This is a genomic window from Kribbella sp. NBC_00359 (assembly GCF_036097425.1).
GTDB lineage: Bacteria > Actinomycetota > Actinomycetes > Propionibacteriales > Kribbellaceae > Kribbella.
Genome location: NZ_CP107975.1, coordinates 5940530 through 5966705 on the forward strand (window position 1 = coordinate 5940530; position 26176 = coordinate 5966705).

General features: G+C 68.8%; 23 protein-coding genes. 11 read left to right on the forward strand and 12 right to left on the reverse strand.

Annotated elements, in window-relative coordinates:
• Positions 1 to 30 precede the first annotated feature (30 nt).
• The 6 genes from OG876_RS29115 to pta form a co-directional block, all read right to left on the reverse strand.
• Complete coding sequence (locus OG876_RS29115) at positions 31 to 387, reverse strand: hypothetical protein (protein WP_328519837.1); 357 nt, start codon at positions 385 to 387, stop codon at positions 31 to 33.
• On the reverse strand, positions 384 to 1361 hold the full coding sequence (locus OG876_RS29120; RefSeq protein ID WP_328519838.1) for an Acg family FMN-binding oxidoreductase: 978 nt from the start codon (positions 1359 to 1361) through the stop codon (positions 384 to 386). The genes OG876_RS29115 and OG876_RS29120 overlap by 4 nt, the downstream gene beginning before the upstream one ends.
• Positions 1362 to 1459: 98 nt before the next feature.
• On the reverse strand, positions 1460 to 3205 hold the full coding sequence (locus OG876_RS29125) for a GAF domain-containing sensor histidine kinase (RefSeq protein WP_328519839.1): 1746 nt from the start codon (positions 3203 to 3205) through the stop codon (positions 1460 to 1462).
• Positions 3206 to 3248: 43 nt separating this feature from the next.
• Complete coding sequence (locus tag OG876_RS29130; protein ID WP_328519840.1) at positions 3249 to 3704, reverse strand: pyridoxamine 5'-phosphate oxidase family protein; 456 nt, start codon at positions 3702 to 3704, stop codon at positions 3249 to 3251.
• A gap of 106 nt (positions 3705 to 3810) precedes the next feature.
• Positions 3811 to 5004 (reverse strand): acetate/propionate family kinase, encoded by a 1194-nt coding sequence (locus OG876_RS29135; RefSeq protein ID WP_328519841.1) that lies wholly within the window; start codon positions 5002 to 5004, stop codon positions 3811 to 3813.
• Complete coding sequence (pta, locus tag OG876_RS29140; protein ID WP_328519842.1) at positions 5001 to 7082, reverse strand: phosphate acetyltransferase; 2082 nt, start codon at positions 7080 to 7082, stop codon at positions 5001 to 5003. The genes OG876_RS29135 and pta overlap by 4 nt, the downstream gene beginning before the upstream one ends.
• An 81-nt stretch (positions 7083 to 7163) precedes the next feature.
• Between pta and OG876_RS29145 the strand changes: the two genes are divergently transcribed.
• Positions 7164 to 7394: a hypothetical protein gene (locus tag OG876_RS29145; RefSeq protein WP_328519843.1), complete on the forward strand. Its 231-nt coding sequence runs from the start codon at positions 7164 to 7166 to the stop codon at positions 7392 to 7394.
• Here the strand turns inward: OG876_RS29145 and OG876_RS29150 are convergent, their stop codons facing one another.
• The 5 genes from OG876_RS29150 to OG876_RS29170 all read right to left on the reverse strand — a co-directional run bounded on the left by OG876_RS29150 (position 7395) and on the right by OG876_RS29170 (position 12974).
• A complete protein-coding gene (locus tag OG876_RS29150; protein WP_328519844.1) occupies positions 7395 to 9785 on the reverse strand; it encodes a glycoside hydrolase family 65 protein in 2391 nt (796 codons plus the stop codon). It lies immediately after the preceding gene.
• Positions 9782 to 10765 (reverse strand): Acg family FMN-binding oxidoreductase, encoded by a 984-nt coding sequence (locus tag OG876_RS29155; RefSeq protein WP_328519845.1) that lies wholly within the window; start codon positions 10763 to 10765, stop codon positions 9782 to 9784. Before OG876_RS29155 ends, OG876_RS29150 begins: the two co-directional genes overlap by 4 nt.
• A gap of 143 nt (positions 10766 to 10908) precedes the next feature.
• On the reverse strand, positions 10909 to 11775 hold the full coding sequence (locus OG876_RS29160; RefSeq protein ID WP_328519846.1) for a universal stress protein: 867 nt from the start codon (positions 11773 to 11775) through the stop codon (positions 10909 to 10911).
• 99 nt (positions 11776 to 11874) lie between these two features.
• Positions 11875 to 12465, reverse strand: coding sequence for a CBS domain-containing protein (locus tag OG876_RS29165; protein WP_328519847.1), 591 nt, complete (start codon positions 12463 to 12465; stop codon positions 11875 to 11877).
• Between the two features lie 41 nt (positions 12466 to 12506).
• Complete coding sequence (locus tag OG876_RS29170; RefSeq protein ID WP_328519848.1) at positions 12507 to 12974, reverse strand: CBS domain-containing protein; 468 nt, start codon at positions 12972 to 12974, stop codon at positions 12507 to 12509.
• Between the two features lie 211 nt (positions 12975 to 13185).
• Here OG876_RS29170 and OG876_RS29175 point away from each other — a divergent pair, with 211 nt between their 5' ends.
• From OG876_RS29175 to OG876_RS29185, 3 genes are all read left to right on the forward strand, one after another.
• Complete coding sequence (locus OG876_RS29175) at positions 13186 to 13794, forward strand: Rv1733c family protein (protein ID WP_328519849.1); 609 nt, start codon at positions 13186 to 13188, stop codon at positions 13792 to 13794.
• 37 nt (positions 13795 to 13831) lie between these two features.
• The gene (locus OG876_RS29180) at positions 13832 to 15202 is read left to right on the forward strand and encodes an alpha/beta hydrolase (protein ID WP_328519850.1); all 1371 of its coding nucleotides are present in this window, start codon (positions 13832 to 13834) and stop codon (positions 15200 to 15202) included.
• 97 nt (positions 15203 to 15299) lie between these two features.
• Positions 15300 to 16073, forward strand: a complete 774-nt coding sequence (locus OG876_RS29185) for a DUF4386 domain-containing protein (RefSeq protein ID WP_328519851.1) — start codon at positions 15300 to 15302, stop codon at positions 16071 to 16073.
• Positions 16074 to 16235: 162 nt separating this feature from the next.
• On the opposite strand, the gene OG876_RS29190 is transcribed toward OG876_RS29185, so the two are convergent.
• Complete coding sequence (locus OG876_RS29190) at positions 16236 to 16520, reverse strand: hypothetical protein (protein ID WP_328519852.1); 285 nt, start codon at positions 16518 to 16520, stop codon at positions 16236 to 16238.
• 265 nt (positions 16521 to 16785) lie between these two features.
• Here OG876_RS29190 and OG876_RS29195 point away from each other — a divergent pair, with 265 nt between their 5' ends.
• The 7 genes from OG876_RS29195 to OG876_RS29225 all read left to right on the forward strand — a co-directional run bounded on the left by OG876_RS29195 (position 16786) and on the right by OG876_RS29225 (position 26164).
• Positions 16786 to 17967: a flavohemoglobin expression-modulating QEGLA motif protein gene (locus tag OG876_RS29195; RefSeq protein ID WP_328519853.1), complete on the forward strand. Its 1182-nt coding sequence runs from the start codon at positions 16786 to 16788 to the stop codon at positions 17965 to 17967.
• Entirely contained in the window at positions 17964 to 18962 is a 999-nt protein-coding gene (locus OG876_RS29200) for a glutathione synthase (protein WP_328519854.1), read from the forward strand. The genes OG876_RS29195 and OG876_RS29200 overlap by 4 nt, the downstream gene beginning before the upstream one ends.
• A gap of 78 nt (positions 18963 to 19040) precedes the next feature.
• On the forward strand, positions 19041 to 19415 hold the full coding sequence (locus OG876_RS29205) for a VOC family protein (protein ID WP_328519855.1): 375 nt from the start codon (positions 19041 to 19043) through the stop codon (positions 19413 to 19415).
• A gap of 42 nt (positions 19416 to 19457) precedes the next feature.
• Positions 19458 to 20156: a hypothetical protein gene (locus OG876_RS29210; protein WP_328519856.1), complete on the forward strand. Its 699-nt coding sequence runs from the start codon at positions 19458 to 19460 to the stop codon at positions 20154 to 20156.
• Between the two features lie 109 nt (positions 20157 to 20265).
• A complete protein-coding gene (locus OG876_RS29215) occupies positions 20266 to 23019 on the forward strand; it encodes a helix-turn-helix transcriptional regulator (protein ID WP_442914034.1) in 2754 nt (917 codons plus the stop codon).
• Between the two features lie 82 nt (positions 23020 to 23101).
• Positions 23102 to 23287 (forward strand): hypothetical protein, encoded by a 186-nt coding sequence (locus OG876_RS29220; protein ID WP_328519858.1) that lies wholly within the window; start codon positions 23102 to 23104, stop codon positions 23285 to 23287.
• Between the two features lie 189 nt (positions 23288 to 23476).
• The gene (locus tag OG876_RS29225) at positions 23477 to 26164 is read left to right on the forward strand and encodes a helix-turn-helix transcriptional regulator (protein ID WP_328519859.1); all 2688 of its coding nucleotides are present in this window, start codon (positions 23477 to 23479) and stop codon (positions 26162 to 26164) included.
• Positions 26165 to 26176 lie beyond the last annotated feature (12 nt).

The window sequence follows — 26176 nt, forward strand, 5'->3', positions numbered from 1 at the left end:
CGACAGGGTCGAGACGGGGACGGCTGGTCACTACGCGTTCTGGACCGTGTCCTCGAAGCGCAGAGCGACCCGCGAGAGGGCGCGGAGGGCGGCGATGGCCTCGGCGACCTGCTGGTGAGCTGTGGGTGGGTGGACGGTTCGGTAGAGGTCGTTGCGGAGGTCTTCGAGGCGGTCGACGAGGTGCTCGATCTCGTGGGCGACGATCGCGTCGTGCGGTTGCTGACTCGTGAAGATCGGCAGGATGCGTCCGCGGTACGCGGTGATCGTCTGCTGGGCCTCGGCGAAGCGGCGTTCCTCCAGGAACCAGTTGTCCGAGGCGCTGTTCGCCGCGATGGTCTCGAGGTCGGCCTCCCAGCGCTCGATCTCCTGGTGCAGGGTGGTGGTCATGACTGCTCCTTGGTGGTGACGAATTCCGCGACGGGCCGGCGAGCGGTCCCGGTACCGGGATGGCTGCGACTGAAGCGGATGATCATGTCGGCGTGTCCCGGCCGCTTGGTGAGTCGCTGCACCTTGCGGCGCAGGTCCTCGAACTCGAGCGGCTGGTTGAGGAAGGACGCGCTGACGCCCTCTCGGGTCGCGGTCAGCAGGACACGTTCGAGCGCGGCGCCGGCGGTGACCTGGTCCGCGGGCTCGTCGAAGTCGGTGGACAGTACGGCGAGATCCGGGTTGGCCTCGAAGGTGCTCTGTCCGCGGGTCCGGTCGGTCGGCCGGGTGGCCATGTCCCGAACGGCCGCCGGGTAGCTGGTGGATCGCGGTCCGAGCGCCGAACTCGGTACTCCTTCGGTGGTGCGCTCACCGCCCACCCAGTGGGCGCGTTCGGCGCGGCGATGCCAGTCGCCGATCTCGCGCAGGTCGGTGTCGAGCACCAGGTCGAGCACGGCGTGGATCTCCGGCTCGCCGAGCCAGGTCAGCTCGGCGCCCTCGGCGTACGCCGCCCGCAGCAGAGCGATGCGGATGTTCTCGGCCAACGGGGTCGGATCGGAGGGGCGGCGGTCGGTGTGCCGGTGCGGAATCTGCTCGGCGAGGTTGCGAAGGTCGTCGTCCTGGGCGCTGGTGGGCTCGATGACGATGCGGGCCAGCAGGTCGGGTTCTTCCGGGTACGGCGCGAGGCCGTACCAGGTGCCATACCCGAGTGCGGCGGCCGCGCAGCGCAGATTGAACGCGGCGGCGCCGGCCGCGATCCGCATCGCCCGGCCGGTGGGGTCCTCGGCGGGCAGGGTGCGTGATCCGTCGAGGAAGAGGTCGATGACGTGACCGTTCACTTCGAACCGCCACGGCTGGGTGTTGTGCATGCTGGGCGCGGCGATGGCCGCTGCGAGCATGCTGTCGACGTGGTGCGCCGGCAAGTGCTGGTCCGACATCGGTGGCTCCTCCCACTGGTGATACTTCAGCTTCGCGCCGGGGAGGAGGGTGGCGCTGCGGGCAAGAGTCCCGACTCGGGAGGCCGTTCGGCAGTCGGTCAGTCGCCGATCGGCGCCCTGAACTCCACCACGGTGCCGTGCGGCTCGTTGCCGGTGAGCCGGAGGCTGCCGCCGAGGGCCTCGGCGCGCTCGGCGAGGTTGTGCAGCCCGCTTCTGCGATCGCCGGTCCCGATGCCGACGCCGTCGTCGGAGATCCGGGCCGTCACCTCCCCCGAGCCGACGGACACCTCGACGGTGGCCTGGGATGCCTGGGCGTGGCGGACGACGTTGGACAGCGTCTCCCGGACGGTGGCGAGGATCTGCGGGCGGACGAGATCCGGTACGACGGTGTCGATCGGGCCGGTGCAGATCAGCTGGGCCCGGAATCCGAGTGGTTCGGTGTACTCCGCGACCAGCGACTGGAGGTCGCCGCGCAACGAACTGGAGCCAGGTGCCTGCTGGAGCTGGAAGATCGCGGCACGAAGGTCATGGATGGTCGTGTCGATGTCGTCGACCGCCCGGCTCAGTCGTTCCTGATGCTCGGGGCGGGCGAGCCGGTGCATGCCCTGCAGTTGCAGGCCGGTGGCGAAGAGTCGCTGGATCACCAGGTCGTGCAGGTCCCTGGCGATCCGGTCGCGGTCCTCCAGTACGGCGAGCATGTCGCGATCGTGCTGTGCCTGAGCACGTTCCAGGGCCAGCGTGGCCTGCCCGGCGAACAGGCGGACCAGGTCCGCACCCTCGGAGATCCGGGTGTTCGAGCCCTGCTCCAAGGCCACCACGAGGACTCCGCCGGTGCCGGTGCTGCCGGCCGGTAGCGGCGAGATCGTCGTACGGCCGAGAGTCGACCCCTGCGGGAATTCGGTCAGTCCGCCGGCGTCCTTCAGGAACTGAGCCAGGTCCTCGATCACCACCTGCTCGGATCTGGTGCTCGCGAGGCCGAGCACCGGCAGGTCGGCCGGGACACGGCGGCCGAGGAAGTGGTGGAACTCCGGTGGTCCGTCGACGGCGCGCACGACCAGGTCCGCGTCCTCGGCGAGCAGGATGGCAGCGACGTGTGCGTTGGAGACCTCGCGGGATCGCTGCACAATCAGCTGGAGTGCCTGGTCGGCATCGAACTCGCCGAGCATGAGCTGGGTGATCTCGGCGGTGACTTCGTGCCAGCGCCGGCGCTGCTCGGTGTCGGCGTACAGCCGGGCGTTGTCGATCACCACACCGGCGGCTGCGGCCAAGGCGGTGACCGTGCGTTCGTCGTCCTCGGTAAAGTCGGCGCCGCCGGTCTTCTCGGTCAGGTACAGGTTGCCGAAGGCGTGCTCGCGGGTCTGGATCGGGACGCCGAGGAAGCTCTTCATCGGCGGGTGGTTCGCCGGGAAGCCGTAGGACCTGGGGTGTTCGGCGAGCTCGTGCAGGCGGATCGGTTCGGGGTGCTCGATCAGCAGGCCCAGGATGCCGTGACCCTCCGGGTACGGGCCGATCGCGGCGATCTCCTCGTCCGTCACGCCGTGCGTGATGAAGCGGACGAGCCGCTTGCCGTCCGGGCCGACCACGCCGAGAGCGCCGTACCGGGCTCCGGCCAGTTCACAGGCCGCGGTGACGATCCGGTCCAGGGTGCTGTTCAGGTCGAGGTCCGCGCCGATGCCGACGACCGCGTCGAGCAGGGCACGCAGCCGCTCCTGGGTGTCCATGATCTCGTCGACGCGACCGAGCAACTCCTGCAGGAGGGCGTCAAGACGCACCCGGGACAATCCTGCGAACTCCAGCGCCCCCTCGTCCCAGCTCCCTCGCCCCGCCCGCGAGTCATCAGCCACGGCCCCACCATATACGGACTGCCACGGTGGGTGGGAAGCGTCGTCAGGGGGTCTGGAGGCTCGCCCGCGGACGCTGGCCCCACGGGACGAGGCGTCGTCCCTGGAGAGATTCGATCCCCACCCGGACCAGGTCCGGGTCGTCCATCGGTAGCCAGGAATGCAGCGGCAGGGTACTGCGCAGCGCCGCGGCTTCGTCCGCGGTCACGACGGACAAGTGGCCGATGGCTGTGACGGTCCAGCCGACGTGCCGCTCGAGATCCACGTCGTCGGCCTCGAAGGCGACCACGTCGCCGCGTTCAGCAGCCCGGAGCTTGTCACCCGGTCCGGTGCTGAACACGATCGTGTCGTCGTCCAGGACGAAGTTGACCAGCCGGACCGCTGGGAGGCCGCCGTACGTGTAGACGAGGCGTCCGAGGGGGACGGTTCCGAGCAGACGCAGACAGTCGCCCTTGCTGAGGATCTGCAGGCGGGTGCGGTCGAAGTGCAGCTGCGTGGTCATCGGAAGCCTCCTGACGGTGGACAATCACCTTGACCTGTCCATTCGCCAACGATCACCCGACGAGAGTCACCACAGTAGGGTCAAAAGTCCCGATCGTTGACAGCCATCAGGCTCGGACGACGGTGAGCGTCTCGCGGGCGATCTGCCACTCCTCGTTCGTCGGGACGACGAGGACGGCGACCTCGCTGCCGTCGGTGGAGATCCGCCGGGCCCCGGTCACCGGTGCGCTGTTGCGATCGGGGTCGATGGTGATGCCGAGGCGTTCCAGGCCGTCCAGTGATGCGGCCCGGACGTCGGCCGAGTTCTCGCCCACGCCGGCGGTGAAGACGACGGCGTCGACCGTCCCCAGGACGGCGTAGTAGGCACCGACGTACTTGCGGATCCGATGGCAGTAGACGTCGAAGGCCAGACACGCCCGCTCGTCGTTGCTTGCCCGCAGTCGCGAGAGTTCGCGGAAGTCGTTCTCGCCGGCCAGGCCTCTCAGTCCCGATGCGGAGTTGAGGGCATGGTCGATCTCGTCCACGGACATGCCCAGTTCCCGCGTCAGGTACGCCGGGATCGCCGGGTCCAGATCGCCCGAGCGGGTGCCCATCACGAGGCCTTCGAGCGGAGTCAGGCCCATCGAGGTCTCCACCGATCGGCCGCCCCGGACGGCCGACGCCGAACATCCGTTGCCCAGGTGCAGCACGATGACGTTCAGGTCGGACGGATCACGGACGAGGAGCCTGGCGGCTTCCTGGGAGACGAACGAGTGCGACGTGCCGTGGAAGCCGTAGCGGCGGATCCCGTGATCCTCCAGCCAGTCCGTCGGCACCGCGTAGGTGTAGGCGTGCGGCGGGAGCGTCTGGTGGAAGGCTGTGTCGAAGACGGCGACCTGAGGCAGGTCGGGAAAGAGGCCACGTGCTACCCGGATTCCCTCCAGGTTCGCCGGGTTGTGCAGCGGGGCGAGTGGCACCAGGTCCGTCACCTCGGCGATGAGCGCGTCGTCGATCAGGGCCGACGCGGAGAACCGCGAGCCTCCGTGGACGACGCGGTGACCCACGGCCTCGAGGTCGAGGTCCGCGAGTGACGGCCCGTCCGCCTCGAAGGCATCCATCGCCGACCGCAGCGCATCCTCATGGGTGGGTATCGACAGCGTGGTCTCGGTCTCGCCGGCCGGGCTGCGGTGGACGTGGCGGCCCTCGCCTTCCCCGATGCGCTCAACCAGGCCGGCGGCCGCCGGTTCACCGGTACTGGCGTCGACCACGCTGTACTTGAGCGACGAGGAGCCGGCGTTGATCACGAGGACGTGGTCGCTCATTGCGTGCGGCTCCCGGCGGCCTGGACGGCGGTGATCGCGACGGTGTTGATGATGTCCCGTACGGTCGCTCCGCGCGACAGATCGTTGACAGGTCGGCGCAGGCCTTGCAGGACCGGCCCGACCGCGACGGCGTTCGCCGAGCGCTGCACCGCCTTGTAGGTGTTGTTGCCGGTGTTGAGGTCGGGGAAGATGAACACGGTCGCCCGGCCTGCCACCGGCGAGCCGGGCAGCTTCGTCCTCGCCACCGCGCTGTCGATCGCGGCGTCGTACTGGATCGGGCCCTCGACCGGCAGCTCCGGTGCCCGTTCGCGGATGATCATCGTTGCCTTCGACACCTTTTCGACGTCGGTCCCCGAACCGGAGGTGCCGGTCGAGTACGACAGCATCGCGACCCGCGGTTCGATGCCGAAGGCAACCGCTGTCGCGGCCGAGGAGATCGCGATGTCCGCGAGCTGCTCGGCGGTGGGATCCGGGTTGACCGCGCAGTCGCCGTACACCAGGACCTGGTTCTGCAGGCACATGAAGAACACCGAGGAGACGACGGAGACCCCGGGGACGGTCTTGACGATCTCGAGCGCGGGCCGGATGGTGTGGGCGGTGGTGTGCGCCGCGCCGGACACCATGCCGTCGGCGAGGCCGAGCTGGACCATCATCGTGCCGAAGTACGAGACGTCTCTGACCAGCTCGCGGGCTCGGTCCAGGTCGATCCCGCGATGCTTCCGGAGCCGGTGCAGCTCGTCCGCGAGCCGCTCGGCGAGGTGGTCGTGCTCGGGGTCGACGATCCGGGCGGACGCCACGTCGGCGCCGAGTGCGGCGGCCTTCGCGCTGATCACCACCGGATTCCCGAGCAGGGTCAGGTCGGCCACCCCACGGCGGAGCAGGACGTCCGCGGCCCGCAGGATCCGCTCCTCCTCGCCTTCGGGCAGGACGATGTGCTTGCGGTGGGCAACTGCTTCGTCGATCAGCTGGTGCTCGAACATCAGCGGCGTCACCGCGTTGCTGCGCGCGACCTCCAGTTGATCGAGGAGGGCCTCGCCGTCCACGTTCCGCTCGAACAGGGACAACGCCGCGTCCACCTTGCGCGGCGAGTCCTTCGTGAGCCTGCCGCGGACGGCGGTCAGCGCTGCCGACGTGGCCTGTGTGTCGAGAGTGGTCTCGAGGATGGGCAGTGTCACCCCGACGCCGTCCAGCAGCCGCTGGACCTGCGCCGGCAGTGTGAAGCCGCCATTGAGGACGACCGCGGAGATCTGCGGGAAGTTGAGCGACGCGTGGGCGACCAACACCCCGAGGACCACCTCCGGCCGATCTGCCGCAGTCACCACCGCTGCTCCGTCGAACAGCCTGTCGAGTACGTTCGGCATCGTCATCCCGGCGACGACGAGACCGGTGACCTCTCGCGTCAGCAGGGTGGGATCACCCCTCAGCAGGCGGCCTTTGACCGGGACCATCAGGTCCGCGACCGTGGGCTGGGTCAGGAGCGGCTCCTCCGGCAGCGCGAACGCCGGTGCACCGGCGCCCGCCAGTGCCGCGACGGTGTCAGCGAGGTGGTGCGGGGTGACGCGGTTGGCGACTACCGCGGCCAGCGAACTGTGGTTGCCTCGCAATTCCCCGATCGCCAGGTCGGCGATCATCCGAACCTCATGCGGGCTGCGCTGGAACCCGTTGAGGACGAGGATGACCGGCGTGCCCAGGTTGGCGGCGATCTTGGCGTTGAAGGAGAACTCTGTCGGAGTCCCCACATCGGTGTAGTCGCTGCCGACGACGAGTACGGCGTCGGCGTGGTCGGCGATCTCGTGATAGCGCTGCACGATCGCATCGAGCGCGGCGTCGGGGTCCGCGTGCACCTCGTCGTACGTGACGCCGAGGCTCTCGTCGTACGCCGTCTGGACCGCCTCGTGGGCGGTGAGCAGGTCCAGGACGTAGTCCCGACCACCGTGCATCGCCGTGTCCGGACGAACGATGGGACGGAACACAGCCACTCGTTCGACTCGGCGTGACAGCTGCTGAAGCACTCCGAGAGCGACAGTGGATTTTCCGGTGGACCCCTCCACCGACGCGATGTAGACGCTGCTCCCCATGCCTGCACCCTAACCACTCACCGCGACCGCGGCGGACCGACGTCCCTTGCCGGGGAGGTCAGCTGGGCGCATGGTGGAGACGTGGCTGGAACCAAGTGGCACGACCTCAGTCCTGGCAGGCGCCGTGTCATCGTCGCCAGCGCCGCCCTCGAGGGCGCCTTGAAAGCTGCCGCCCTCGCTGACCTGGCGCGCCGCCCGGCAACCGAGGTGAATGGCTCCAAGACGCTCTGGGCCCTCGCCATCACGCTCATCAACGCGGCCGGTACGGTGCCGATCGCCTACTTCATCTACGGCCGCCGACCGTCCAGCTGATCAGCTGGACGGCCAGGTGTGGGACTCGCCGGCCTTCAGCTGCCGCGTTCGGCCGAAGCAGCGGATGGTGATCGGGGCACCCGGGCCGGGATCGACGGTGAGCGTCAGCCCGCTGGTGGACACTTGGGCGACGAGACGGTGCCCTCGGTAGCGCAGCACCATCCGGAGTGTGCCGAGTTTGCCCGGCCAGTGCGGCCCGAAGCGGAGTACGTCGTTCGACGTGCTCAGACCGGTGAAACAGCGCTGGATGAGATCGGCACCGCCGGCCATCGCGGCGAGGTGGATGCCCTCCGCGGTCGTGCCGGTCTGGCTCGGATCGCCGGCGTCGCTGTGCAGTGCCTGTTCGAGGAAGCCCAGGGCCCGATCAGGATCGAGCATCGCCAACCCCCAGGCGTGTACAACCGCGCTGAGCGACGAGCCGTGGCAGGTGCGGGCCAGGTAGTACTCGACCGTGGCGCGGATCGTTTCGGCGGTCAGCGGGTAGCCGAGCCTTTCAATCAGCTCGCGCAACTCCCGGCGGGGCAGGAGGTACAGCAGCATCAGTACGTCGGCCTGCTTGGACACCTGGTACGCCGTGACGTCGTGTCCCTCGGCCTCGAGGATCCGGTCCAGCCGGCGAATATCGCCGTACTCGGCCCGATACTGGTCCCAGTCGAGCTCGGCCAGCTGCTCGTATCCTTCGAACTGGCTGATCACCCCGTCGTGGAACGGGACGTACATCCGCCGGGTCAGTTCGTCCCAGTGACTCAGCTCCTCGGGGCGGAGGCCGAGGGACTCGACCAGCTGCGTGCGCTGCCAGTCCGGCAGTAGGTCGAGGGCCTGTGCGGCCACGCCGAACAGCCAGACGGCCATCACGTTCGTGTAAGCGTTGTTGTCGATCCCGGCGGCCGGCCGATCGGGATAGCCGGTGTGGAACTCGTCGGGTCCGACCACACCGCGGATCACGTACCGGTCGCGCCCCCGGTCGTACTCCGCGAGGCCGGCGAAGAACCGCGCCACCTCGACGATGACCTCGGCAGCGTAGTCACCGAGGAACGCGAGGTCACCGGTCAGCTCGACGTACTGCCACATGGTGTAGGCGATCGCCAGGCCGACGTGCCGTTGCCGGAAGGTCGCGTCCTCGCTCCAGCGGCCCGACAACGGGTTGAGATGCAGCCGCTGGCTCTCCTCACGGCCGTCGCTGCCGGACTGCCACGGGTACATGGCTCCCGGATAGCCCGCCTGCCGAGCCGCTAGCCGGGCGGCAGGCAGCCGCCGGTATCGGTACAGCAGTAGCGCCCGCGTCAGCGCCGGCATGCGCAAGGTGAGGACCGGAAAGACGAACAACTCGTCCCAGAAGATGTGGCCCCGGTACGCCTCCCCGTGCAGGCCGCGAGCGGGTACGCCGGCATCGGTGTCGGCGCTGTGCGGCGAGACCGATTGGAGCAAGTGGAAGAGGTTCAACCGGACAGCGGCCAGGGTGCCGTCGAACGGCTCCTCGAGATCGAGCGAGAACTGCCGCCACAGGTGTGACCAGGCCAGCAGGTGGGCGTCGCGCAGTTGGTCGAAGCCCCGCGCGTTCGCGACTGCGGTGCGGCTGGCCAGCAGCGGTTCGGAGATCCCCGGATCCCGCGAGCCGTGGAGCGCGGCCACCTTCTCGGCGGTGACGACGTCTCCGCTCCGGACCGGGACGACGATCTCGGCGAAGGCGGAGGTCGCGTCCGTCCATGAGGTCCATTCCGTGATCGGCGATCCGTTGTGGGCGGCAATGGTTCGCGTCGCGACGGCAACCCGCTGGCGTGATTGCGACGTCGTCGCCGCGACCATGAGGTTGCCGTCAGCAACCGTTGCGGACACGTCGGTCAGATGCCGGCCGGACAGTTTCCGGTAGCGCTCGACTCCGGCGTTGCAGACGGCGCCGTTCACCGCGGTCCCGAGTCGAAGCCGGCCCTCCCAGTTGACGGCGGTGACGGCGAAGGTCTGGCCGGCCAGATGTGGCTCGGCCATGCTGGCGAAGCGCCGTTCCACAGCCTGAACCTCCCGGCCGTGCGGATCGCGGAGCCGGAACCGCCGGGTCAGTACGCCGCGCAGCAGGTCCAGCTCCTGGTCGTGCTCGACCACCTCGCAATTCTCGGGAGTGAGCCAGTCGCCGTCGTCGATGGCAGCCGTCAGCGGCAGCCAGTCCGGCAGGTTCACCAGGCTCTCGTTCTCGAGTACGTGGTTGTTGAGCTCGTCGGCCAGCCGGTTGTAGTAGCCGGCCAGGTACGTCCCCGGGTAGTGGTGTTCGCCGGCTACCGCACCCGCCCACGCCCCTCTGGTTGCGAAGTATCCGTTGCCGACGGTGCACAGCGCCTCACGCCGCCGCTCGTCGGCCGGGTCGTAGCCACCGAACCGGTGGATCCAGTCGTTCATGGCTCGAGACCAACCCAGCCGGTCGCCTCCCGCCACGGGCGGCGGCCGGTGTGCGCCTCGGCCTGGGCCGGATAGCCGATCCGGAGGATCATCTGCGGCCAGCTCCGTCCGCCGATCAGGTCCCGGACCTGTGCCCGCAAGGTCGGGTACTCCAGCGCCTGATTGAGGAAGGAGACGGCCAGTACCGAGGAAGTTGCGGTCAGCAACACACGCTCCAGGGCCAGGCCGGCCAACACCCAGGCGGGCTCGTCCTCGTCCGCGGTGGCGAGCACGGCGATGCGCGGACGCTGCTCGAAGACGGCGTGCTCCCGGCCCGGTGTGTCGAGACCGGTCGCCAGATCCCGGACCATGGCCGGATCGGTAGGCACCGGCCCGAGTGCGGTGTCCGGTACGCCGTCGTGCGGCCGCTCGCCGCCGACCCACCGGCCGCGCTCCAGCAGCCGGTCCTCGTCGTGCAGGTCGAGGTCGTCGGCCTGCCGCAGGAGCTGCCCGAGCGTCCGGGTGGCATCGTCGGCCGGCCAGTGCAGTTCGGCGCCTTCGATCTCGGCAGCGTCGGTCAGCGCGCTGATCACCGTCGGTGGGATGGCCTGGTCGAGCATCGGGCCGCGATAGGTGTGCCGGCGCGAGATCTCGCCGTACAGGGCGGACAGGTCGGTGATCGGGCCGCTGCGATCGGACAGGTAGATCCGGGCGACCACCTCAGGTTCGGCCGGGTCGGGCGTGACGGCGAACGCCGACTCGTGCCCGAGCATGGCGGCGGCAACCCGGAGGTTGAACGCCGCGGCGCCCAGACCGATCCGGATCGCGCGGCCGGCCGGGTCGGCGGCGGGCAGGACCAGGTCCTCGTCGAGCCGGACGTCGATCACCGGTCCGGCGACCTCGAACCGCCAGGGCTGGGTGTTGTCCATCGACGGAGCGTGGACCGCGGCGGCGAGCAGAATGCCCACCTCGTCGCCGGTCAGTGCCTTGGTGGTGTTCACGGATGTCCTCCTTGTGCGGCCCCGATCACCTCCAGCACACGGCATCGGGTGGGTGCCTGGCAGAGCCGACAGTCCTGAACAAGGCGGGTCCATGGTCGGCGACCGGGTCCTGTTGGCGGGGCCCGGGAACGTGTCCTGCTGAGTCAGCGCACAACCGCGACCGGGCAGCGCGGGTGGTGTACGAGCGCCCGGCTGGTGGAGCCGAGCAGCAGACCGCGGAACGCGCCGCGGCCGCGGGATCCGACCACGAGCAGTTCGGCGGACCGGCCGGCGGCGAGCAGCGCGTCGTGCGCGGTCCCTTGAACGAGCTTCTCGTCCACAGGGACGTCCAGGTACTTGTCCCGATGGCCGGCCATCGACTCGGCCAGCAGTGCCTCGCTTTCCTCTTTGAGGGTGTCGAGGTCGTAGACAACGGGCAGCGGGTCGATCGGGCCGGTGCTGATCGGGTCGTGCCAGGCCATCACCGCGGTCAGCATCGTCTGCCTGGACTCGGCCTGCTCGAAGGCGAACTCGATCGCTTGGAGTGAGCACTTGGAGCCGTCGACTCCGACGACGATTCCGCCGGTCCGGCCGGACTGCCAACGCGGCGGTACGACGACGACCGGACACGCCGCGTGGGTCGCCACGTGGGCAGACACCGACCCCATCGCCAGGGCCTGGAACTGGCCGAGACCCCGCGAGCCGACCACGACCAGCTCGGCGTTCATTGCCTCTTGCAACAAAGCCGGTGCGGCGCCGCCGAAGGTGACGACGGCGTCGACCAGCAGTCGCGGATACTCCTCCCGGATCCGCTGGGCGGCTTCGGCCAGCAGGTGTTCGGCCGTGACCCGCAGCATGTCGGTGGGTAGCGGAACCGACGGGATCCCCAGTGGGCTGCTGAAGAACGGCAACGGCTGGGCGTAGGTGAGGCGCAGTCGCGCCGATCGACGGTCGGCCTCCTCGGCGGCCCACCAGACCGCGGTCTCGCTCGCCGGAGACCCGTCGTACCCGGCGACGACCGTGGTGATCATGGGTGACTTCCTCTCGTCCTCGCGTCGAGCCCGGCTAAGAGTCGGCGTGCCTACCTCTCAGCTGACACCTGCGATCCCGAGTAGTCCAGTCCAGCCACGTCAGCAGATGCGAACGGCGATGACGCCGCGGACAGTGCCGGCCAGGGTGTCGGCGAGGCTGCGCTCACGCGGGTCGGCCGGGCCGGTCACCGTGACGACTCCGTCGCGGACGTCGACCTGCCAGCCCGGGTTCTCGGCCTGGATGATCTCGCGAACCTCGCCGCGGATCCGGTCGTCCCGGCCCGCCAGCAGGTGGATGACGTCGCTGCGGCTGATCATGCCGATGACGCGGCCGTGGTCCAGCACCGGCAGGCTCTTCACCATCGTCGACCACATCAGATCGATCGCGACCTCCAGCTCGTCGTCGGCGTCGACGGTGGCCACCAGGTGGCTCATCACATCGGCGATCCGGCGTGCCGGCGTGTCCGTGGTCGTCCGGACGGTGGCCTTCGGGACGCGGTCGTCCAGCAGGCCCTCCTCCTGGACGAGGTCCGCCTCGCTGACGATCCCGACCAGGACGCCGGCCGTATCGAGGACCGGCATGGCGGTGATCTTCCGATCGTCGAGGAGCCGGAGCGCCAGGCCGATCGGTGTCTGCGCCGTCACGGTGACCGCAGGTGTGGTCATCAGGTCGCGGATCAACATCGTCATCACCTCGTTCTGCCGACGGTTCCCAGTCGGCGGGAGCTGTCTCACTGCAGAGTCGTACTGCGTGCCGTGCCGGAAGAGGCCTCGAAGACGCAGAAGCGGTTGGGGGAGGGAAGCAGGCGGATCATGTCAGTGCGGCCGACCGTTCCGACCACTCGATCGTTCTCGACGACCGGCAGGTACTCCAGCATCGTCGACCGCATCAGGTCGATCGCCAGGTCGACCGTGTCGTCTGGACTGACGGTCACGACGTGATGGGTCATCGCGTCGGCGACCCGTCGCGAGGGCGTCGTACCGGAGATGTGTCCGGCTGAAGCCAGGACCCGGTTGTCGACCAGAGCCCCGTCCTGGACCAGAGCTGTCTCGCTGAGGACCCCGATCAGAGCGCCGCGGTCGTCGACGACGGGAAGCGAACTGATCTGCTCCTCCCGCATCAGCAACAAGGCCGTCTCGGTCGAGGACTGTGTCGTCACCGTCACCGCCGGGGTGGTCATGACCTCGCGGATCCGCATCGTCCTCACCTCTTCGACTCGGGGTTGTCATGGTTGTGCCTCCACCCTCGCGACTCGGACGCTGCCGCGCTGGTGCCTTTCGTCCTGGCTGTTGCAGTCGTCGGTCCCGTGTATCCGACCCGTCCGGAATCTTGTCCCGGTCGGCTGGGACTTTCGGCCCTGCCACGAGCAGCGGCAGACAGGCATGGTGTAGGCAGGGGAGGAGTTCGCGATGAGCGTCGGCCGGAGCAGGTCTGGGGAGCCGTGGGTGCTGATGCGGGCGCGCCGGCTCGGGTACGGGCGCAACCCGTTACGCCGCCGCGTGGACCGGATCGAGTCGGCGATCGTGTTCGGTGCCGTGCTCGCCGCCCTGTTGATGATTCCGATCGCTGCCGCTACGGGCACCGCCGTACGGAACGCGAGTGAGCAGGCCGCGGCACAGCGTCGCGCCGTTCTCACCCAGGTACAGGCACGGACGTTGGAGGACACCGCGTCGGCCCCCGACGCGTCCGGACAGGTCGATACCACGGTCCGAGTGACGTGGATCGATCCGGCCGGCCGGCCCCGCGAGGGTCGGGCGAGCGTTGCGTTCGGGACGAAGAAGGACGCCGAGGTGATCGTCTGGCTCGACAGTTCGGGTGCGGTCACCGTCCCGCCGCGGGCCGCCGGAGACAGTGCGGCGTTGGGTGACGTGGTCGGATTGAGTCTGGCGATGACGTCGTGGCTGCTGATCACGGGCCTGGCGCGGCTGTCCGTCGTACCACTGAACCGGCGCCGGATGCGGGCCTGGGAACGCGAGTGGGAGATCGTCGCCCCCCGCTGGCGCCACCGCCAAGGCTAGTTCGCGCGACGCGACCTGTGGATGGAATCGAGCTGTTATGACGACTACGCACACCCCCAAGGACAAGGGGCAGGACAGTTCGGCCCGCCACGATGGCCGGCCGCGGGGACACATCGGCTGGATCGTGGCTGGTTCGTTGGTCGTGGGATTGGTGGCCGCTTTGCTGCTCGTTGCCGCCCCGTTCATCTCGGCAGGGGACAGCGAGGTTGTCGGCGCGGTCCTGTGCGGATTCGCGCTGGGCTGGGCGCTGCTCGCCGTACTCTCGGTGCGGTTCACCGATCAGCCACAGCGGTGGGCGGTGGTTCCTGCGCTCTTCATGGGAATAGGCGGTCTTCTCCTGGTGGTGTTCGGCTCCGGGGTGGACGAGGTGCTCAAATGGGTGTGGCCTCCTGCCCTGCTGGCGTTGGTGATCTGGATGGCTGTCCGCGTCCATCGTCAGTTGCGCAGCCGGAGCGGACGATGGCTGCTTTACCCGGTGATCGCGCTGCTGGGTCTCGCTTCGATCGGCGGTGGCTACGAGACCGTGCGTGAAGCGGCGGATGCCAAGGCTTATCCGATGGCTGGTCAGTTGATCGATGTCGGCGGACACAGCCTGCATCTGAACTGCACCGGCTCGGGCAGTCCCACCGTCGTACTCGAACCCGGCGGAGGCGAGATGTCTTCGAATCTTGGGTGGATCACGCCGGCCGTAGCCGGCAAGACCCGGGTTTGCGTGTACGACCGGGCAGGTCGCGGGTGGAGCGAGCCCGCTGACGCCCCCCAGGACAGCGCGCAGATCGCGACCGACCTTCACACCTTGCTGCAGCGCGGAAACGTTCCAGGACCCTATGTGCTGGCCGGCCACTCCTTCGGCGGCCTCTACGTACGCACGTTCGCCGCCCGCTACCCCGACGAGGTGGCCGGCATGGTGCTCGTGGACTCCACCGCCTCGAAATCGGCGGCAGCATCGCCCGGCGATCCAGGCTCCTCCGACATCCTGGGCCGTGCCTCCGCACTGGTTTCGAGCTCGGCTCGAGTTGGTCTGGGCCGCCTGTTCAGTCAGTTCTCGTTCGGCAGCCTGCCGCCGCGGTCCCGGGACGAGGTACGCGCCACCGGCGCGACGGCCGGCAATCTCCGTAGCACGATCGATGAGTACGTTCAGGCGAACGCGTCGATGGAGCAATCCGCAGCTCTCCGAGATTTCGCCGACAAGCCTTTGGTCGTCCTGACGGCCGGCAGCGGAAATGATGCGGCTTGGCAAGCGAAGCAGAAAGACATGGCCGCTTTGTCTACCAACAGCGCGCATCGCGTCATCAACGGCGCCACCCACGAGGCGCTGATTGCGGAGCAGGAATACGCAGCCGCCACAACCCAAGCGATCATCGACGTGGTCTCCTCGGTCCAGAGCGGAGCCCCGCTGGTCAAGTGAGATAGCGCTGGGTGGTGGACAGTTCCAGTGCGAAGGAACATGCTGAGGCTTGAGCGGTCGCATCTTGTGTTTGGGGACCGGAGGGGGTTGCCGACCTATGTCCGCTCGGGGGGCGGGGTTTGAGATGGACACTGGCACGGATCGCTCCAGCAGCACGCTGAATGCGAGGAAGATCGCCACACTGACGGGTTGGTTGATGGTGGTCACCTTCGTCGCCTCGATCCCGGCGTACTTCATCCTCTACGCGCCGGTGCGGGATCACCCCGACTACATCACCGGAGCCGGTGCCGACCCCACCTCGAGCGTGGCGTTGGGCGCGACCCTCGAACTCATCGTCATCATCGCCAACATCGGCACCGCCGTTGTGCCGTACGCGATCTACCGGCGATACAGCGAAAGCCTCGCTCTGGGCTATGTCGCAGCGCGTCTCGTCGAGGCCACCTTCATCGCCATCGGTATCGTCAGCATGCTCACATTCCTGTTGATGCGGCAGGACGGCACGGCCGGCACAGACGCCGCTCTCGGCCAGGCTTTCGTCGCGATTTACGATCGGGCATTCCTGATCGGGCCAGGCTTCTGCGCCGGCATCGCGAACGGAATAATCCTCGGCTACCTGATGTATCGGTCTGGTTTGGTGCCACGAGGCATGACGATGTTGGGGCTCGTCGGAGGTCCGCTGATCGTCATCTCGGGGATCCTGGTCATGTTCGATGTCATCGAGCGTGGAGGTACGGTGCAGGGCGTCGCGACGATTCCGGAGTTCTTCTGGGAGTTGTCGTTCGGTGTCTACCTCATCGTCAAGGGATTCAAGCCCTCTCCGATTCTGGCTGGGCTGGACAGCGGAGCTGTCGCCCGCAGTGAGAATTCGTAGCCGGCCGCCGCGAGCCAGAGGGGGGACCTCATGAAGCGCAAGCAGGTGATGATCCAGCGGCCGAAGCGCCGACGCCCGCCGGAGACGCTCGACCTCCGTACGCCGTCCGGCCGCATCCTGCCGTTCTGACGTCGTTTGCCCGCGCGGGCTGCGCCGAAGCGGTCAGCTCTCGGCCAGCAGGCGGGCGATGACGTCGGACGTGGACGTGAGCTCACGCCCGAAGGTGATCAGCTCGTCCTCGGTCAACGGCAGGAGCAACGGCGGGTAGGGCCACGCGGTGTCAGACTCCGGGCTGTCGATCTGGCCAGTAGCCGCTTCCGCCGCGCGCCGTCGGCCGAAGAGACGCCAGGAGCGGGCCGGGCGTTGCGGATCGCGCTGGGCGTCGGCGAAGTCGGGGCGCGCCCACACCTGGAAGAACCACGGCACGCCGAACAGGAAAGGTGTCATCTCCGTCACCGCCAGGAGCTCTGCCGCCGCACTTGCGCAGGCGACCTCGGGAACGTCATCCCGTCCCACGATCCCCGCTTTCGGCACGCGCCCGGCAGTGCGTTCGGACCCGAACCCCAGGGCCGAAGGTCCCCACCCCGACCGCTCAGCCTTTCAGCGACTGCACGAACGCATTGGGTGACGAGGCCGGCACACGATGTCTTGTCGGAAGGTCCTCCGGCCTGGCTACGCTTGGGTAGTAGTGATCGGTGGGTACCCCAGTCAGATGACCACCGCCACCCAGCAGCTTGCGCCTGCTCTCGAAATCGATGCTCGCCTCACCCAGATCGAGCGCAGCCTGAACCTGCTGCTCAACATCACGCCGGTCAATGCGGCAGACGCATGGGCGGACTTCGAACGGGGCGACTTCGGGACGACCCCCACTCTCCGCCTCAGACCGCTGGAATTCGAGCCGGACATGGTACGACGTGACCTCTACGGCCTCGAGATCGAGAACGTCACCGACCCTGCGCTGCACACACTCTTCCGGGTGAAGCGAGACGAGATAGCCCGGCAGATCACAGCCTTGGAGGATCGCGACACCTCACGCTTCGTGTACGGGTCGCTGCAACTGTACGGCGGGATCGCCCCGCCCCTCGCGTCCGCCGCGGAGCAGCTGCTGGAGACCATCCCAGCCCAAGCTCCCAGCCCCCACAGTGTCACGGCCGGCGCGTTCGCGGACGCGGCTCGGGCGGAGTTCGATCGCTATCGCGCGGTGTATCCGGACTTCCCGGTGCAGATCGAGGTGCGTGACGACATCTCCGAGCTGATGGTGTCGTTCGGTCGGCTGCTCATCCCCGAGACCGCCAATATCAGGACGGACCGCGTCGAACCCTTGCTGCACCACGAGGTCGGCACCCACGTCGTCACCTACCAGAACGGCGCCCGGCAACCCCTGACGCTGCTGACGACCGGACTCCCCGGCTACGACGAGACCCAAGAGGGCCTCGCCGTGCTCGCCGAGTACCTGACCGGCGGACTGGACCCGCGGCGTCTCCGCGTGCTCGCGGCAAGGGTTGTTGCCATCGACAACATGCTCGACGGCGCGGAGTTCCTGGAGATCTTCGAGTCGTTGCGGACCGACCATCGGATACCCACGAGGACCGCTTGGTCGATCGCCATCCGGGTCGTCGTCGGGGGCGGTTCTGTGAAGGATGCGATCTACCTCCGTGGCATCACCCGCATCCTCGAAACCCTCGCAGAGGGCAGCAGCCTCGACGTCCTCTTCGTCGGCAAGTTCGCGTTGGACCACGTCCCACTGATCCAGGACCTGCTCGATCGCGAGGTGCTCGAAGCACCATGGATCCGTCCACGCTGGCTGGACGCGCCCGGCGCTCAGGAGCGCCTCGAGAGACTGCGCGCGGGTGCGTCGGTCGCGGACCTGTACGAAGGAGATGTGTCGGAATGAGGCTTGCCTTCTTCGTCAACGACGTTGCCACCGAGATCGACGAGTACACGACCACGCGGTTGGCGCGGGCCGCAGTCCAGGGCGGCCACGAGGTTTGGTACGTCGGGGTCGGAGACGTCGACCTCGGAGACAGCGATGGGCAACTGTCGGCCCGGGCTCGTGCCGTGGAGTTCGAGAAGGACGACACTCTCGAGACCTTCATGCAGCGCATCAAGGAGCGCGACGCCGAGCGGATCGTCATGGACGACCTCGATGCGTTGTTCCTGCGTAACGAGTCGATCGACGATCTGCAGGAGCGGCCGTGGGCAAGTCCACTGGGTGTGGTGTTCGGCCAGATGCTCAAGGCTCGAGGCGTCACGGTGGTGAACGACCCGATGTCCCTGACGCGCGCAACAAGCAAGCTCTACCTGGAGGAGTTCCCCGAGAAGATCCGGCCCCGATCGCTGGTGACGCGCGACCCGGAGGCAATCGAACGGTTCGTCGGCAAGGTCGGCCACTGCGTCGTCAAGCCGCTGTACGGAGCCAAAGGCCGGAACGTGTTCATGATCGAGGACCAGGACGAAGCGAACCTCGCCCAGATGACCGAGGCGGTGCTCCAGGACGGCTACGCGATCGTCCAGGAGTTCGTCGACGGCGGCGAGGACGGCGATGCCCGGATCTTCCTGCTCGAGGGACAGATCCTCGAGCGCGACGGGAAGGCGGCCGCCTTCCGGCGGGTGCCCACGGGCAACGACCCGCGGGCCAACATCAGCAAGGGCGGACGCTCGATCCCGCTCGAGATCGGTGACGCCGAACGCGGCATCGTCGAAGCGATGAGCGAGAAGCTCGTCGCCGACGGCATGTACCTCGTCGGCATCGATGTGATCGGTGACAAGGTGGTGGAGATCAACGCCGAGAGCCCGGGAGGGATGCAGAGCGTCGAAAGGCTCTACGACGTCGACGTCTGCCCGACCGTCATCGAGGCACTCGAGCGCCGCGCCGGCTCGAAGCCCTGACCAGCCGGCCCTGTCGATTCGTGGGATTCTCGTTCGTCAGACCGGACGGAGCCCATCGTTCGAGCGAGGAGTGTTGCGATGATCGTCGAGACCGTGTTCCCCATCGTGGTCAGTGCGGATCTGCCGCGGCTGTTGACGTTCTACACCGAGGTTCTCGGCTGGGAGCAGGTGTATCAGTTTCCTCCCGACGGTGCACCGGCGTACGTCAGTCTGCGGTTCGGTGCGGCTGCGCTGGGGCTTGGGCATGATCCGGCGTACACGCGAGCCACTGGTACTGCGGCGATCTCGCTGTGGTTGTACGTCGACGACTGTGATGCCGCGGTCGAGCAGATCCGGGCGGCCGGCGGGAGAATCACTCAAGAGCCTGCCGACCAGCCGTGGGGCGAGCGGGAAGCCCGTGTCGAAGATCCCGACGGCAACCTCCTCATACTCGGCCAGCGCGCCGCCACCTGACCAAGCAGTTGGTCTCGGCGGGCGTGTGCCAGGGTGACCGGCATGGATGAGCGGACGACGACGCAGACGCATCCGGGTGAGCCGCGGTTGCCGGCTGCCGTCGGGGTGGTGGCGGCCATCGGGTTGTACGCCCTTCTGCCCAGTGCGTTGCAGATCGGGCCACGGTTCGTGGTCCCGGGGCTGGAGTTGCTGTTGTTCATCCCGTTGGTCCTGGCGAATCCGCGCCGGATGAGCAAGCAGAACCGGGTGCTGAGGCGACTGTCGATCGGCCTCGTGTTGCTGATCGCGTTGTCCAACACGACCGCCCTCGTGCTGCTGATCCGATCGCTGGTCGCCGGAGACGCGGAGGCGGGTGGTCAGTTGCTGGCGGCCGCTGGGCAGGTGTGGCTCACGAACGTTCTCGTGTTCGCGCTCGCGTATTGGGAGCTTGACAGGGGCGGTCCGGTCACCCGCTTCCGGGTCGCGCGGCCGCGACTGCCCAACGCTGACTTCCGGTTCCCGCAGGACGAGGACCACGACGCGATCAGTGAGGTGGCGCAGCGGTCCTCGGCCAAGTCCGGCTGGGCGCCGGGGTTCATCGACTACCTCTACGTGTCCGTCACCAACTCCTCGGCCTTCAGCCCGACCGACACCATGCCACTGTCCGTCCGGGCCAAGCTCTTGATGGCTGTCGAATCGGTCTCGGCCCTGATGATCTCGGTCCTCGTCGTCTCGTTCGCCGTCGGCCTCCTCGGCCGCTGACCGACCAGCCCGGTTCGTCAGTGGCCCGGGAGAACGCGGGAGGTAGGTGGCGGGTGGTCAACGCTGCTGAGATCGGCGAGACTTGCCAGTTGAGCGGCAGGACATCGATATGGGCGTCTCCAGCGGTGGTCCCGGAACGGGGCTTCTAGACCGGCGCGTCGAGCGCGGGGCAGTGGATCAGGTGCTCGACCGGGCACGGGCCGGCAACAGCGCCGTGCTGGTCGTGCGCGGCGAGCCCGGGATCGGCAAGACGGTCGTGCTGGATTATGCGGCGCGCCGGGCGTCGGCATCGGATCTGCGGGTGGTCCGGGCGTCGGGCATCGAGTCGGAGCTGGAGCTCGCGTACGCCGCGCTCCACCAGTTGTGCGTGCCGTTCCTCGACCGCCGGCTGGAGCAGCTGCCGAGGCCGCAGCGTGACGCGTTGGCGGTCGCCTTCGGGCTGCGCGAAGGGCCGGCACCGGATCGTTTTCTGGTCGGCCTGGCCCTTTTGAGCCTGCTGGCCGCGGCGGCGGAGGATCATCCGCTGGCCTGTGTGGTGGACGACGCACAGTGGCTCGATCGCGCCTCGGTGCAGTGTCTGGTGTTTGCGGCGCGGCGGTTGCTGGCCGAGCCGATCGCGCTGATCTTCGGCGTACGCGGGCCCGGCGGTGACCCTGAGCTGGCCGCCCTGCCCGGACTGACCGTGAGCGGGCTCGGTAGTTCCGACGCGGCCACCCTGCTGGCGTCGGCGGTCGGCGGGCGGCTCGATGCGGAGGTGCGGGACCGGATCGTCGCGGAGACACACGGCAACCCGCTCGCCTTGCTGCAGTTGCCCCGCGGTCTGGGACCGGCCCAGCTGGCCGGCGGTTTCTGGCTTCCCGACTCGCGGCCCCTGACCAGCCGCATCGAGGACAGCTTTCACCGGCAGTTCCAGGCGCTGCCGCCCGAGACACAGCGGTTGCTGCTGACCGCCGCGGCCGATCCGACCGGCTCCATGACCTTGTTGTGGCGCGCGGAGGAGTTGCAGGGCATCCCAGCTGACGCCGTCGTTCCTGCTCAGGCCGCAGGACTCGTGGAGCTCGGAGCCCAAGTCCACTTCGCCCACCCCCTCGTCCGCTCCGCGATCTACCAGGAGGCCTCGGCCGGTGACCGACGGGAGGCGCACCGAGTACTGGCTGAGGCCACCGACCCTGAGACTGATCCCGACCGGCGGGCCTGGCATCGCGCCCACGCGACAGTGGGGCCGGACGCGGAGGTGGCAGACGAGCTCGAACGCTCGGCCGGCCGGGCCCAGGCGCGTGGTGGACTGGCGGCGGCAGCCGCATTCCTCGAGCGCGCGGCGATGCTGACACCGGACCTGGCGCAACGGACCGAACGAACTCTGGCCGCAGCTCAAGCGAAGGTCCAGGCAGGCGCGTTCGAGGCGGCGGGGCAGCTGCTGGGTTTGGCCGAGGCCGCGCCGCTCGACGAGGTCCAGCGTGCTCGCGTCGATCTCCTGCGAGCTCAGCTCGCGTTCGCGGCCAGCAGAGGCAGCGAAGCCCCGCTGCTGCTGATGAGTGCCGCCAAACGGCTCGAGACGATTGATGCCAGTCTGGCGTGCGAGACCTACCTGGACGCGTTGAATGCCGCACTGTTCGCCGGCCGCCTGGCCAGTCCCGGCGGTTGGCCGCAGGATGTGTCACAGGCTGCACGTGCGGCGCCGCGGCCGTCGCACGCGCCACGCGCATCCGATGTTCTGCTGGACGGCCTTGCCGCGAATTTCTCCGAGGGCCGCGCCGCGGGACTGCCGGTACTCCGGCGCGCGCTGAGCGCCTTCGACCACGACACGTCGCCGGAAGAGGATCTTCGGTGGCTGTGGCTGGCCTGTATCGCTGCGGTCAACTTGTGGGATGACGACAGGTGGGACAGCTTCTCCAGCCGGCATCTCCGGCTCGCCCGGGATGCCGGCGCTCTCAGTGAGCTCCCGCTCGCCTTGATCCAACGCTCCTACGTGCTCCTCTTCGCCGGCGAGCTAGCGGCCGCGGCCTCACTGGTCGACGAGGTGCAGATTGTGACGGAGGCGACGGGAAGCCGTCTCGCGCCGTACGGCGATCTGGCTCTCGCCGCGCTGCGGGGGCGCGAAGCCGGGTTCCCCGAGCTGGCCACCGCGACCAAGGAGGAAGTCGTCCAACGTGGCGAGGGTCTCGGGATCGGCCTCACCGAGTGGGCGACCGCGGTGTTCAACAACGGGCTCGGCCACTATCAGGACGCGTTGGCGGCGGCCGAAACGGCCACCGAGTACCTCGCTGAGGTCAGCGTCACCGTGAACTGGGGTCTCGTCGAGCTGGTCGAGGCCGCCGTACGCTGCGGGTTGCCCGAGCGCGCCGCGGACGCCGTACGGCGACTGTCGGAGTCGACCAGTAACAGTGGCAGCGATTGGGGGCTCGGGGTCGAAGCGCGTTCACGGGCACTGGTGAGCGAGGGGGAGGCTGCTGATCGCCTGTATCACGAGGCGATCGAGCGGCTTGGGCGCACTCGCGTGCGTGCGGAGCTGGCGCGAGCGTATCTCGTCTACGGCGAGTGGCTACGGCGCGAGAATCGCCGCGGCGACGCGCGCGAGCAGCTTCGCGTCGCCCACGAGATGCTCACCGAGATGGGGATGGAGGGTTTCGCGGACCGCGCCCGCCGAGAGCTGCTGGCCACCGGCGAGACCGTTCGCAAGCGCACGGTGGAAACGACGACCGATCTCACGGCTCAGGAGGCCCAGATCGCCAAGCTGGCCCGGAGCGGACAGACCAACCAGGAGATCGGCAGCCAGTTGTTCATCAGCCCTCGCACCGTCGAGTGGCACCTGGGCAACGTCTTCACCAAGCTGGGCATCACCTCCCGCAAGGCCCTCCGCTGACCCGTCCCCCGGGGCAGAACCCGGGACCCTACCGGGGTCTGCGCCGGGGTCGAGACCCGCTGGTGGGCGCGACAGTGGTTGCATGAACGAGACCTGTGACCGGTGTGGACCAGCGGTCCGCGCGGCGGTCTGCGCCGAGCGCGCCGAGAGCGGCGGCGCGCTCTACTTGTGCCGACACTGCGGCAGCCGGCTCTGGTCGGCGCTGTACGCGCGAGGCTGGACCATGTCGCCCGTCAGCATGCATGCCTTCGCCCCACAGACGACCTAGCCGACGCCCGAGCCCGAACCGCCGGGCTCCGGCGCGTGCGAAGTTACGCGTCACGATCGCGGGCGTTCGGTGGCCTACGCTGCTGATAGCGGGCAGACTTCGCAGCTGAGCGGCAGGACATCGATCATGGGCGTGGCTAGCGGTGATCTCGGGACACGGCTGCTAGACCGGTTAGGCGAGCGCGCGGCAATGGATCGGGTCTTCGACCGGGCGCGGGCCGGTGACAGCGCCGTGCTGGTTGTGCGCGGCGAGCCCGGGATCGGTAAGACGGTCCTGATGGATTATGCGATGCGCCGGGCGTCGGCATCGGACTTCCGGGTGGTGCGGGCCTGGGGCGTCGAGTCGGAAATGGAGCTCGCATTCGCCGGGCTGCACCAGTTGTGCGCGCCGATGCTCGGCCGGCTGGAACGGCTGCCGAAGCCGCAGTGGGACGCGCTGGCGGTCGCCTTCGGGATGCGGGAGGGGCAGGCTCCGGATCGTTTCCTGGTCGGCCTGGCTGTGTTGAGCCTGCTGGCCGCGACGGCCGAGGACCAGCCGCTGGCCTGCCTGGTGGATGACGCGCAGTGGCTCGACCGGGCCTCGCTGCAGTGTCTGGTGTTTACGGCACGGCGGCTGCTGGCCGAGCCGATCGCCCTGATCTTCGCCGTACGCGAGCCCGGCGACGATCAAGAACTGGCCAGCCTGCCCGGACTGACCGTGACCGGGCTCCGTAGTGTCGACGCGCGCGCGTTGCTGGCCACGGCCGTCGGCGGGCGGGTGGACGCGGAGGTGCGGGACCGGATAGTCGCGGAGACTCGCGGCAACCCGCTCGCGCTGCTGCAGTTGCCCCGCGGCCTCGGATCGGCCCAGTTGGCCGGTGGGTATTGGCTTCCCGACTCGCGGCCACTGGCCAGCCGGATCGAGGACAGCTTTCACCGGCAGTTCCAGTCGCTGCCGCGCGAGACACAGCGGTTGCTGCTGACTGCCGCGGCCGATCCGACCGGCTCCATGACCTTGTTGTGGCGCGCGGCCGAGCTGCAGGGGATCCCACCCGACGCCGCAGCGGCGGCCGAGGCTGCAGGACTGGTCGAGCTCGGCGCCCGGGTGCATTTCGGCCATCCTCTGGTCCGCTCTGCGCTCTACCAGGCGGCCTCGGCCGGTGACCGGCGGGAGGCGCATCGGGCGCTGGCCGAGGCGACCGATCGTGCGGTGGATCCCGACCGGCGGGCCTGGCATCGGGCCCACGCCGCGGTAGGACCTGACGAGGAGGTGGCGGCCGAGCTGGACAGTTCGGCCGTGCGGGCCCAGGCGCGGGGTGGACTGGCGGCGGCGGCCGCGTTCCTCGAGCGCGCGGCGGTGCTGACCCCGGATCCGGCGCGGCGCGCCGCGCGCGCCCTGGCCGCGGCCCAGGCCAAGATCCAGGCCGGTGCGTTCGATTCCGCGGTGAAGCTGCTGGGGATGGCCGAGGCCGCACCGCTGGACGAACTCCAGCGTGCTCGCGTCGATCTCCTGCGGGCTCAGCTCGCCTTCGCCGCAAACCGGGGCAGCGACGCCCCGCCACTGCTGTTGAGGGCCGCCAAACGGCTCGAGCCCATCGATGCCGATCTGGCCCGTGAGACCTACCTGGACGCGCTGAACGCCGCACTGTTCGCCGGCGGGCTGGCAGTTCCGGGCGCGGGGCCGCAGGAGGCGGCCGCGGCGGCCCGTGCGGCGCCACGGCCGTCGCACCCGCCCCGCGCATCAGATCTGCTCCTGGACGGCCTGGCCGCGAACTTCAGCGAGGGATACGCGGCAGGACTGCCCCTCCTCCGGCGCGCGCTGAGGGCCTTCGACCGAGAGACGTCGGCGGCAGAGGATCTTCGGTGGCTGTTCCTGGCCTGTACCGCTGCCATCCACCAGCGGGACGACGCCAGGTGGGACACGCTGTCCGCCCGACACGTCCGGCTGACCCGGGAAGCCGGCGCGCTGAGCGAGATTCCCATCGCCCTGACCCAACGCGCCTACTGGCTCTTCTTCGCCGGCGAGCTGGCCGCCGCGGCATCCTTGGTCGAGGAAGTGCAGGTCGTCACCGAGGCAACGGGAAGCCGCCTCGCGCCGTACGGCGCCCTGGGCCTCGCCGCATTGCGGGGTCGCGAGGCCGAGCTTTCCGCGCTGGCCGCCGTCACCAAGGACGAGGTTGTCCAACGTGGCGAGGGTCTCGTGATCGGCCTCACCGATTGGGCGAGCGCCCTGCTCTACAACGGGCTTGGTCACTATCGGAACGCGTTGGCCGCAGCCGAAAAGGCCAGCGCATACCTCTATAACGTGAGCTCTACCGCGATCTGGGGTCTGGTCGAGCTGGTCGAGGCGGCCGCCCGGACCGGGTCGCTCGATATCGGGACCGACGCCATGCGGCGGCTGGTGGAGTCCACCAGTGCCAGCGGCAGCGATTGGGCGCTCGGGGTCGAAGCGCGGTCACGGGCACTGCTGAGCGAAGGGCAGACCGCCGATCGTCTGTACCAGGAGGCGATCGAGCGGCTCGGCCGTACCCGGATGGGTGCGGAGCTGGCGCGGGCGCATCTCGTCTACGGCGAATGGCTCCGGCGCGAAGGTCGCCGTCCCGACGCGCGCGAGCAGCTTCACCTCGCCCACGACATGCTCACCGACATGGGGATGGAAGGTTTCGCCGGCCGCGCCCGCCGAGAACTGCTGACCACCGGGGAAACCGTGCGCAAGCACGTCGCGGACATGCTCACCGATCTCACGGCTCAGGAGGCCCAGATCGCCAAGCTGGCCCGGAGCGGACAGACCAACCAGGAGATCGGCAGCCAGTTGTTCATCAGCCCCCGCACCGTCGAGTGGCACCTGGGCAACGTCTTCACCAAGCTGGGCATCACCTCCCGCAAAAACCTCCGCTGACGCCTGCCCCGG